At 70.8% G+C, this 11213-nt stretch carries 7 protein-coding genes; 4 read left to right on the top strand and 3 right to left on the bottom strand.

The window, feature by feature from the left end:
- Nucleotides 1-33 precede the first annotated feature (33 nt).
- The 4 genes from prpD to CHAN_RS11245 all read left to right on the top strand — a co-directional run bounded on the left by prpD (nt 34) and on the right by CHAN_RS11245 (nt 7159).
- The gene (prpD, locus tag CHAN_RS11260; protein WP_290289831.1) at nt 34-1536 is read left to right on the top strand and encodes a 2-methylcitrate dehydratase PrpD; all 1503 of its coding nucleotides are present in this window, start codon (nt 34-36) and stop codon (nt 1534-1536) included.
- Nucleotides 1536-2483 (top strand): methylisocitrate lyase, encoded by a 948-nt coding sequence (prpB, locus tag CHAN_RS11255; protein WP_290289829.1) that lies wholly within the window; start codon nt 1536-1538, stop codon nt 2481-2483. The genes prpD and prpB overlap by 1 nt, the downstream gene beginning before the upstream one ends.
- On the top strand, nt 2476-3624 hold the full coding sequence (locus CHAN_RS11250) for a bifunctional 2-methylcitrate synthase/citrate synthase (protein WP_048741013.1): 1149 nt from the start codon (nt 2476-2478) through the stop codon (nt 3622-3624). The genes prpB and CHAN_RS11250 overlap by 8 nt, the downstream gene beginning before the upstream one ends.
- A 130-nt stretch (nt 3625-3754) precedes the next feature.
- Nucleotides 3755-7159, top strand: coding sequence for a pyruvate carboxylase (locus CHAN_RS11245; RefSeq protein ID WP_377748488.1), 3405 nt, complete (start codon nt 3755-3757; stop codon nt 7157-7159).
- Nucleotides 7160-7268: 109 nt separating this feature from the next.
- Here the strand turns inward: CHAN_RS11245 and CHAN_RS11240 are convergent, their stop codons facing one another.
- The 3 genes from CHAN_RS11240 to CHAN_RS11230 form a co-directional block, all read right to left on the bottom strand.
- Nucleotides 7269-7715 carry a hypothetical protein gene (locus CHAN_RS11240; protein ID WP_048741020.1) on the bottom strand — a complete coding sequence of 149 codons (447 nt, stop codon included), beginning with the start codon at nt 7713-7715 and terminating at the stop codon, nt 7269-7271.
- A 232-nt stretch (nt 7716-7947) separates the two neighbouring features.
- Nucleotides 7948-9726 carry an acetyl/propionyl/methylcrotonyl-CoA carboxylase subunit alpha gene (locus CHAN_RS11235; protein WP_048741022.1) on the bottom strand — a complete coding sequence of 593 codons (1779 nt, stop codon included), beginning with the start codon at nt 9724-9726 and terminating at the stop codon, nt 7948-7950.
- Between the two features lie 467 nt (nt 9727-10193).
- Nucleotides 10194-11087 carry a sulfurtransferase gene (locus CHAN_RS11230; protein ID WP_290293492.1) on the bottom strand — a complete coding sequence of 298 codons (894 nt, stop codon included), beginning with the start codon at nt 11085-11087 and terminating at the stop codon, nt 10194-10196.
- Nucleotides 11088-11213 lie beyond the last annotated feature (126 nt).

The following is an 11213-nucleotide window of genomic DNA, read 5'->3' as shown; positions in this document are numbered from 1 at the left end:
GGATCGACCAGACCTAGGAGCATCACCAGCACCATGGAGAACCACATCGTCCGCACCCGCCGTTCCGCCGAGGAGTTCCCGCGCGGCGAACACCTCGCGTGGAAGATCGCCGAGGTCGCGGTGGATCCGGTGGCGGTCCCCGGCGACGTCGAAGAGATGATCGTCAACCGCATCATCGACAACGCGGCCGTCGCCGCGGCGTCGGTCCTGCGCCGCCCGGTGTCCACCGCCCGCGCGCAGGCCCTGGCCCACCCGGCGGAGCCCGGCGCGACCGTCTTCGGGGTCGGCGACACGGTCTCGCCCGAGTGGGCCGCCTGGGCGAACGGGGTCGCCGTGCGCGAACTCGACTTCCACGACACCTTCCTCGCCGCCGAGTACTCGCACCCGGGCGACAACATCCCGTCGATCCTCGCCGTCGCCCAGCACAAGGGCCTCGGCGGCGCCGACCTGATCCGCGGCATCGCTACCGGCTACGAGATCCAGGTCGACCTGGTGCGCGGCATCTGCCTCCACGAGCACAAGATCGACCACGTCGCCCACCTCGGCCCGTCGGCCGCCGCGGGCATCGGCACCCTGCTGGGCCTCGACGCCGAAACGATCTACCAGGCCGTCGGCCAGGCGCTGCACACGACCACCGCGACGCGCCAGTCGCGGAAGGGCGAGATCAGCTCCTGGAAGGCGTTCGCCCCGGCCTTCGCGGGCAAGATGGCCGTCGAGGCCGTGGACCGCGCGATGCGCGGCGAGGGCGCCCCGTCCCCGATCTGGGAGGGCGAGGACGGCGTCATCGCCTGGCTGCTCGGCGGCCCGGAGAAGGAGTACACGGTGCCGCTGCCCGCCGCGGGCGAGGAGAAGCGCGCCATCCTGGACACCTACACCAAGGAGCATTCCGCGGAGTACCAGTCGCAGGCGCCCATCGACCTCGCCCGGCGCATGCGCGACCGGATCGGCGATCCGTCGCAAGTGGAGTCCATCGTGCTCCACACGTCGCACCACACCCACGTGGTCATCGGCACCGGCTCGAACGACCCGCAGAAGTTCGATCCGAAGGCCTCGCGCGAGACCCTCGACCACTCGGTCATGTACATCTTCGCCGTCGCGCTGGAGGACGGCGGCTGGCACCACGAGGACAGCTACGCCCCGGAGCGCGCCGCCCGCCCGTCGACCGTCGAGCTGTGGAACAAGATCTCCACCGTCGAGGATCCCGAGTGGACCCGCCGCTACCACTCGCAGGACCCGAACGAGAAGGCCTTCGGCTGCCGCGCGGAGGTCACGCTGAAGGACGGCACGGTCATCGCCGACGAGCTGGCCATCGCCGACGCCCATCCGCTCGGCGACCGCCCCTTCGCCCGCGAGCAGTACGAGAACAAGTTCCGCGTCCTCGCCGAGGGCATCGTCGACGACGCGGAGCAGGACCGCTTCCTGGAGGCCGCCCGCAACGCGGCCGACCTGGCGCCGGGCGAGCTCGGCCGGCTCGGCTTCGTGCTTTCCGACGACGTGCTCGCCCGCGCCCCGCAGATTCCCGGGGGCATCTTCTGATGGCCGCCGACGCAACTTCTGCCGCAACCTCCGGCGCCGGTTCGCCGTTCAGTCCCGCGGCGAGCCCGGCAGATCGCCGCCGGGCGTTCCGCGACGGGCTGGCCTCCGGGCGCATCCAGCGTTTCGTCGGGGCGATGAACCCGCTGACGGCGCGCCTCATCGAGGACATCGGCTTCGAGGGCGTCTACGTCTCCGGGGCGGTCGTCGCCGCCGACATGGCGCTGCCGGACATCGGGCTGACCACGCTGACCGAGGTGGCCCACCGCGGCCGCCAGGTCGCCCGGGTCACCGGGCTGCCGGTGCTCATCGACGCCGACACCGGGTTCGGCGAGCCCATGTCCGCGGCGCGCACGGTCGTCGAGATGGAGGATGCCGGCATCGCGGGCCTCCACCTGGAGGACCAGGTCAACCCGAAGCGCTGCGGCCATCTCGACGGAAAGGTCGTCGTGCCGGCCGACGAGATGGTGCGGCGCATCGGGGCGGCCGCGGCCGCGCGCAGGGACCCGGACTTCGTCATCTGCGCCCGCACCGACGCCCGCGGAGTGGAGGGCCTCGACTCCGCGATCGATCGTGCCCGCGCCTACGCCGACGCGGGCGCCGACCTCATCTTCACCGAGGCCCTCGCCGACGAGTCCGAGTTCGAGGCGTTCCGCGAAGCCGTCGACGTGCCCCTGCTGGCCAACATGACGGAGTTCGGGAAGTCCGAGCTCATCGACGCCGGAACCCTCGAGCGCATCGGGTACGAGGCCGTCATCTACCCGGTGACCACTCTCCGCGTCGCCATGGGCGCGGTGGAGGAGGCCCTTCGGGACCTCGCCGCCGACGGCACCCAGGCCACCTGGCTCGACCGGATGCAGCACCGCAGCCGGCTCTACGAGCTCAACGGCTACGCCGATTTCAATTCCTTCGATTCCACCCTCTTCACGTACGGAGCCTCCAATGACTGATCACACCCCCGACGTCCGCAAGGGCCTCAACGGCGTCATCGCCGACTACACCGCCGTCTCGAAGGTCATGCCCGAGACCAACTCCCTGACCTACCGCGGCTACGCGGTCCAGGATCTCGTCGCCAACTGCAGTTTCGAGGAGGTCTTCTACCTCCTGTGGAACGGCGAGCTGCCCACCGCCGAGCAGCTGCGCGAGTTCAACGAGAAGGGCCGCTCCTACCGCAGCCTCGATCCGGGCCTGATCGCCCTCATCCACTCGCTGCCGCGGGACTGCCACCCGATGGACGTCATGCGCACCGCCGTGTCCTACATGGGCACCAAGGACCAAGATCACTTCACGCCGGACGCCGAGCACATCACCGAGGTCGGCCACCGCCTGCTGGCCCAGCTGCCGATGGTCCTGGCCATGGACATCCGCCGCCGCGAGGGCAAGGACATCGTCGCCCCCGACCCGTCGAAGTCCGTCGCCGAGAACCTCCTGTCGATGGTCTTCGGCAACGGCTCCGACTCCCCGGCGTCGAACGTCGACGACGTCCGCGATTTCGAGAAGTCGCTGATCCTCTACGCCGAGCACTCCTTCAACGCGTCGACGTTCACCGGCCGCGTGATCACCTCGACCCGCTCCGACGTGTACTCGGCCATCACCGGCGCCATCGGCGCGCTGAAGGGGCCGCTCCACGGCGGCGCCAACGAGTTCGTCATGCACACGATGCTCGAGATCGACGACCCGGACAAGGCCGCGCAGTGGGTCAACGATGCACTGGACAACAAGGACCTGATCATGGGCTTCGGGCACCGCGTGTACAAGAAGGGCGATTCCCGCGTGCCGTCGATGGAGGCCTCCTTCCGGGCCCTGGCCGAGCGCCACGACGGCGCGAAGTGGGTGGCCATGTACGAGAACATGCGCGACGCCATGGACGAGCGGACGGGCATCAAGCCCAACCTCGATTTCCCCGCCGGCCCGGCCTACCACCTGCTCGGTTTCCCGGTGGACTTCTTCACCCCGCTGTTCGTCATCGCCCGCGTCGCCGGGTGGACGGCGCACATCGTGGAGCAGTACCGCGACAACTCGCTGATCCGCCCGCTGAGCGCCTACAACGGCCCGGAGCAGCGCGAGATCGGAAGCCCGTCGGCGGCGTAGAGCCGACGTTCCCGGCCCCGCGCCGGCGGCCCTCCGCGGCCGCCGGCGCGGCGACCATCAGACGAAAAGGAGATTGTGGACAGTGAATCAGGGTACGGGCGCGCCTCCGGCGCATCGCCCCATCCGAAAGATGTTGGTGGCCAATCGCGGTGAAATCGCCGTCCGTGCGTTTCGGGCGGCCGCGGAGATGGGCATCGGCACGGTGGCGGTGTATCCGTGGGAGGACCGCAATGCGGTGCACCGCGCGAAGGCCGACGAATCGCACCAGATCGGCGAGGAGGGCCATGCCGTCCGCGCTTACCTGGACGTCGGGGCCATCGTGGAGGCGGCCCGCGGCGCGGGCGCCGACGCCGTGTACCCCGGTTACGGTTTCCTCAGCGAGAACGCCGATTTCGCCAGGGCGTGCGCCGGGGCCGGGCTGACGTTCATCGGCCCGGACCCGGAGGTCCTCGATCTCACGGGGGACAAGGCGGCGGCCGTCGCGGCGGCCGGGGCGGCGGGCTTGCCGACGCTCGCGTCGTCCGAGCCCACCGACGACCTCGATGCGCTCGCGGACGCCGCGCGGGGGATGACGTTCCCGCTGTTCGTCAAGGCCGTCGCCGGCGGCGGCGGGCGCGGCATGCGGTTCGTGGGCGGTCCGGATGAACTGGCCTCCGCCGCGGCCGCGGCCTCCCGCGAGGCGCTGGCGGCGTTCGGCGACGGCACCGTGTACCTGGAGGAGGCTGTCATCGAGCCGCGCCACATCGAGGTGCAGATTCTCGGCGATGCCACCGGCGAGGTCATCCACCTGTACGAGCGCGATTGTTCCGTGCAGCGCCGGCACCAGAAGGTCGTGGAGATCGCCCCGGCCCCGGACCTCGACCCCGATTTGCGCGACCGCATCTGCGCGGACGCCGTCGCGTTCGCGCGCGACATCGGCTACCGCGGGGCCGGCACCGTCGAATTCCTCGTCGATGCCTCGGGGCGCCACGTGTTCATCGAGATGAACCCGCGCATCCAGGTCGAGCACACCGTCACCGAGGAGATCACCGACGTCGACCTCGTCGCCGCGCAGCTGCGCATCGCGGCGGGGGAGACCCTCGCGGACCTCGGTCTCGCGCAGGACGGGATCCGGATCCGCGGCGCCGCCCTGCAGTGCCGCATCACCACGGAGGACCCGGCCAACGATTTCCGCCCGGACACCGGCCGCATCACAGTCTACCGGTCGCCCGGCGGCGCGGGCGTGCGCCTGGATTCCGCGGCGCAGCTCGGCGGAGAGGTGTCCCCGCACTTCGATTCGATGCTGGTGAAGCTCACCTGCCGCGGCAAAGATTTGCCCGCCGCGGTGGCCCGGGCGCGCCGGGCGCTCGCCGAGTTCCGCATCCGCGGCGTCGCCACGAACCTCGGTTTCCTGCGGGCGCTGCTGGAGGAACCCGATTTCCTCAGCGGGCGGGTCAGCACCTCCTTCATCGCCGACCACCCGGCCCTGCTCGCGGGCCGGCCGTCGGCCGACCGGGCGTCGAAGCTGCTCAACTACCTCGTCGACGTCACCGTCAACCAGCCCAACGGTCCGCGCCCGGACGCCGTGCGGCCCTCCACGAAACTCCCCGCCGTAGATTTGTCGCAGCCCCCGCCGCCGGGGTCGCGCCGGCTGCTCCGCGAACTGGGGCCCGAGGGGTTCGCCCGCCGGCTCAGGCGGAGCGATGCCGTCGCGGTCACGGACACCACCTACCGCGATGCGCACCAATCGTTGCTCGCGACACGTCTGCGCACGTCGGGTCTGGAGCGGGCCGCCGCGCATTCGGCGCGCCTGCTGCCGGGGATCTGGTCGGCCGAGGTGTGGGGCGGCGCCACCTACGACGTCGCGCTGCGCTTCCTGCACGAGGACCCGTGGGAGCGGCTCGACCGCATCCGCGCGGCCATGCCGGACACGTGCCTGCAGATGCTCATCCGCGGCCGCAACACCGTCGGCTACGCGCCGTACCCGGCCCCGGTGGTCGACGCCTTCGTCGCCGAAGCCGCCGAATCGGGCATCGACGTGTTCCGCGTCTTCGACGCCCTCAACGACGTCGAGCGGATGCGCCCCGCGATCGATGCGGTGCGGGCCACCGGCACGTCGGTCGCCGAGGTCGCGCTCGCGTACACCGGGGACCTGTCCGACCCGGCCGAGGACCTCTACACGTTGGACTACTATCTCCGCCTCGCGGAGAAGGCGGTCGACGCGGGCGCCCACGTGCTGGCCATCAAGGACATGGCCGGTCTGCTGCGGCCGTCGGCGGCCGTCACCCTCGTGCGTTCGCTGCGCTCGGAGTTCGACCTGCCGGTCCACGTCCACACCCACGACACCGCCGGTGGGCAGCTGGCCACCTATCTGGCGGCCATCGAAGCCGGAGCGGACGCCGTCGACGTGGCCGCGTCGCCGCTGGCGGGCACCACCAGCCAGCCTTCCATGGCGGCGTTGGTGGCGGCGCTGGCGCACACGGGCCGCGACACCGGCATCGACCTGGCCGCCGTGCAGTCCATGGAGCCGTACTGGGAGGCGGTGCGCGCCATCTACGCGCCGTTCGAATCCGGCATCCCCGGACCCACCGGCCGCGTTTACGACCACGAGATCCCCGGCGGGCAGCTGTCCAACTTGCGCACCCAATCCGGCGCACTCGGCCTCGCGGACAGGTTCGAGCAAGTGGAGGACGCCTACGCGGGCGTGAACCGGATCCTCGGCCGCCCGCCGAAGGTGACGCCGTCGTCGAAGGTCGTCGGCGACCTGGCCCTCCAGCTCGTCGCGGCGGGCGTCGGAGCCGAGGAGTTCGCGGACGACCCCGGCATCATCGACCTGCCGGATTCCGTCCTCGGGTTCCTCCGCGGCGATCTCGGCGTGCCGCCCGGGGGATGGCCGGAGCCGCTGCGCGGCCGCATCCTCGACGGCCGCACCGTGCCGCCGGAGCCGGCGATCGACGTGGATCCGGGCGATGAGCGGATCTTGGCGGCGGGCGCCGGCGCCGGGGGAGAGGGCCGCGCCGAATTGCGCGGCACACTCGACCGGATCCTTTTCCCCGGACCGGCGAAGGAATTCCGGGAGCACCGGGACGCCTACGGGGACGTGTCGGTGCTCACCGCCACGCAGTTCTTCTACGGGCTCCGGGAAGGAGAGGAAACCGTCGTCCACCTGGATGGCGGCGTGGACCTCATCGTCCGGCTGGAATCGTTGTCCGGCCCGGACGGGAAAGGCCTGCGCACCGCGATGTGCACGGTCAACGGCCAGCTGCGGCCCGTCACGGTCCGGGACCGCTCCGTGGAGACGGCAACTCCCCAGCGCGAGCGCGCGGATGAGTCGAATCCGGGCCACGTCGCGGCGCCGTTCGCGGGTGTCGTCACCGTCACCGCCGAACCGGGCACCCGGGTGTCCAAGGGCGACCAGGTCGGCGGCATCGAGGCGATGAAGATGGAGGGCGCGATCTCCGCGCCCTGCGACGGCGTCGTCGAGCGGGTGGCCCTCACCGGCCCGACGCGCGTCGAGGGCGGCGACCTCCTGCTCGTGGTGGCCCCGGCGGAGTAGCGCCTGCCGCTCGTCCGCTCGTCGACCCGGCGGGGCGGTGTCTGCCGCTCGTCCGCTCGTCGACCCGGTCGGGTGGCGCCTACCGCTCGTCGACCCGGCTGGGCGGTGCCTACCGCTCGTCGACGGGGCGCGTCTGGCCCTGGTGCCCGGGGAACGGGCGCGGCGCCATGGGTTTACGCCCCAGGTACCCCTCGATCCAGCGGCCCACGACGTGCTTGGCGGCGTCCGCCGCGTCGGCGACGGTCACCGGCTCCAGCGTCGGGTCATCCACCTCGACGACGCGGTCCGGGTCGCCCGCGACGTGGATGACCACCTCGGCGCCGTCGTCGCCGACGAGCGTCACCGCGACTTCCGCCAGCAACTCGATGTTCGTCTGCTCGGCGACGGCCCAGCGGTAGACGCGGTCGTTCTCCCAGTCCGCGCGGGCGTCCTCGAAGTACTCGGGGTAGACGCCGCGGCCATGCGCGATGGTGAGCGCCGGCGCGTCGTCGACGCGGCCGTCCTGGCGCAGCGGGCGGAGATGGAAACGGCCGGCATTGAGTTCCATGGGTTCCATGGGGGCATTCCTCTCATGCGGCGGTGCGTTCAGGGAGGGCGCACCGCGAATCGAACCGCCCGAAAGAGGCGATGTCACTGCCCTCCAGGGTAGTGGAATCGGTTGACGGAATCGGCTGCCGCGGCAACGGCCCGGCGGGCGCGGCGCCGAAAAAAGCGGTCCCCGCCGCACCGGATGGTGCGGCGGGGACCGCCGTGGTTCGTTTCCGGCCGCGGGGCCGGAGGAGTGGAACCTACTTCAGCTCCATCAGGACGTCGCCCTTGCCGACGCCCGCGCCCGCCTCGGCCGCCAGGCCGGTGACGGTGCCCGACTTGTGGGCCTTGACCGGGTTCTCCATCTTCATGGCCTCGAGCACGACCACGGTGTCGCCCTCGTTGACCTCCTGGCCTTCCTCGACCTCGACCTTGATGACGGTGCCCTGCATCGGCGCCACCACGGCGTCACCGGAGGCGGCCTTCTTCGAACCGCCGGAGCGGCGCTTCTTGGCCTTCTTGCGGGCGCCGCCGGCGCCGCCGCCCAGGGCCAGATCGCCCGGCAGAGCGACCTCGACGCGGCGGCCGTCGATCTCGACGGTGACCTTCTGCGACGGCACGGCCTCGTCCTCGTCGACCTCGGAGTCGCCGGCGTACGGCTCGATGGGGTTGTCCCACTCCTCCTCGATCCACTTGGTGTAGACGTCGAACTTCTCGCCGTCGCCGACGAACGCCGGGTTCTCGACGATGTGGCGGTGGAACGGGATGACCGTCGCCAGGCCCTCGACGTTGTACTCGGCCAGGGCGCGCGCGGAGCGGCGGAGGGCCTCGTCGCGGTCCTTGCCCCACACGATCAGCTTGGCCAGCATCGAGTCGAACTGGCCGCCGATGACGTCGCCCTCGCGGATGCCGGTGTCCATGCGGACGCCCGGGCCCGACGGCTCCTCGTACTTGGTGATGGTGCCCGGGGCCGGCATGAAGTTGGTGCCGGCGTCCTCACCGTTGATGCGGAACTCGAAGGCGTGGCCGTGGAGCTCCGGGTCCTCCTTGAGGGTGAGCTCGCGGCCCTCGGCGATGTTGAACTGCTCGCGGACCAGGTCCAGGCCGGTGACCTCCTCGGTGACCGGGTGCTCGACCTGGAGGCGGGTGTTGACCTCGAGGAAGGAGATCAGGCCGTCGGAACCGACCAGGTACTCGACGGTGCCGGCGCCGTAGTAGCCGGCCTCCTTGCAGATCGCCTTGGCGGACTCGCGAAGGCGCTGGTCCTGCTCCTCGGTGAGGAACGGGGCCGGGGCCTCCTCGACCAGCTTCTGGAAGCGGCGCTGGAGGGAGCAGTCGCGGGTGGAGGCGACGATGACGTTGCCGTGCTTGTCGGCCAGGACCTGGCACTCCACGTGGCGGGCCTTGTCCAGGTAGCGCTCCACGAAGCACTCGCCGCGGCCGAAGGCGGCGACGGCCTCGCGGGTGGCGGACTCGAAGAGGTCCTTGACCTCCGACATCTCGTAGGCGACCTTCATGCCGCGGCCGCCGCCGCCGAAGGCGGCCTTGATGGCGATCGGCAGACCGTACTCCTCGGCGAAGGCGACGACCTCGTCGGCGTCCTTGACCGGCTCCTTGGTGCCCGGGGCCATCGGCGCGTCGGCCTTCAGCGCGATGTGGCGCGCGGTGACCTTGTCGCCGAGGGAGCGGATGGACTCCGGCGAGGGGCCGATCCAGATCAGGCCGGCGTTCTCGACGGCCTCGGCGAAGTCGCCGTTCTCGGACAGGAAGCCGTAGCCCGGGTGGATGGCGTTGGCGCCGGACTTCTTGGCGGCGTCGAGGATCTTGTCGAAGACGAGGTAAGACTCCGCGGACGTCTGGCCGCCCAGCGCGAACGCCTCGTCGGCCATCGTCACGAAGGGCGCGTTGGCGTCCGGCTCCGCGTAAACGGCGACCGACGGGATGCCGGCGTCCTTGGCTGCGCGGATGACGCGAACGGCGATCTCGCCGCGGTTGGCGACGAGAACCTTCGTGATCTTCTCGGTGGTCTGCTCGGACACGAAACCCTCCTGTTTTCGTGGGCGCCGGACGGCTCGTCCGACCGGCGTTGGTGCGACAGTCATCGGGGTTCGACGGTTGCGCGCGTCACATGCTTCATGCGCATGTACGGGCTAACACCGTCCAACCCAATACGCCCATTCTGTCACAGGTGGCGGCGGCGGCCTTTGTCGGCCCACCCCACGATGGGGACGCCCCGTGAACTTGAACGACGTTCGACCCGCGCCCCGATTTCGCCCCGATGCTTCCCCCGGGCAAACATCGCATTTCATCGCACGGCCCGAAGCCGCGGGAACCCCCGGAGCGACGCCCTTCCCCGGGGTGCCGAGTCTGGGATGCGCCCGGTTTCGGGGGGATCGCGGCGGGGGTGAATGAGGTTCGGGAACGGAAGCGGCGAACCCGCCCCGATGGCGTCGTCAAGCAAACGAGACGACCCGCGCGTCCGCCCCGTGGCCCACGCCCGCGGCGCCTACGCTTCCGGCGCCTCGCCCGGCTCCATGCCGCGGGCGATGGGCATGCGGATCATGTTGCCCCACTCGACCCACGAACCGTCGTAGTTGCGCACGTTCCCGTGGCCCAGCAGATGATGGAGCACGAACCACGTGTGGGCGGAACGCTCGCCGATGCGGCAGTACACGATCGTCTCGTCGTCCGCGCCGACGCCGGAATAGATGGCCTCCAGCTCCTCGCGCGAGCGGAACCGCGAATTCGGGTGCACCGACTGGTTCCACGGCACGTTGACCGCGGTGGGGATGTGGCCGCCGCGCAGCACTCCCTCCTGCGGGTAATCGACCATGTGCGTGCGGTTGCCGGAGTACTCCTCGGGCGTGCGCACGTCGATGAGGTTGCCCCGGCCCATCATCTCCCGCGCATCGGCGGCATAGGCGCGCAGCGTGGCGTCGTCGCGCTCGACCACCGGGTAATCGGTGCGCGGGTACTCCGGCACCTCGAAGCTGGTGTCGCGCTCCTCGGTCATCCACGCGTCGCGGCCGCCGTTGAGCAGGCGCACGTCCGGGTGGCCGAACAGCTCGAACACCCACAGCGTGTACGCGGCCCACCAGTTGGACTTGTCGCCGTAGACGACCACGGTGTCGTCGCGCGAAATGCCCTTCGAGCGCATGAGTTCCGCGAAAGCCTCGGCGTCGACGTAATCGCGCATCGTCGCGTCGTTGAGGTCGGAATGCCAGTCGATGCGGACCGCGCCCGGGATGTGCCCGATGTCGTACAGCAGCATGTCCTCGTCGGATTCGACGACGCGCAGACCGGGCGAACCCAGGCGGGCGGCCAGCCAATTGCTGGACACCAGGCGCTCGGGGTGCGCGTACTGCTGGAACTGAGGGTGCGGGTCGAACGGGACCGCCATCATTGCTCCTTCGTGAGGGTGCCGCGCCGGCGCGGTCGGCGCATTACGGTGATCACCACCTTACGGCCATCGCCCCGGCCGCCCCCGCACCCGCCCACATGTGCGGCGTGAACTGGCCTTTCCGCA

Source organism: Corynebacterium hansenii (assembly GCF_030408795.1).
Lineage (GTDB): Bacteria > Actinomycetota > Actinomycetes > Mycobacteriales > Mycobacteriaceae > Corynebacterium > Corynebacterium hansenii.
This window is presented reverse-complemented; position numbering and strand designations above follow the sequence as displayed.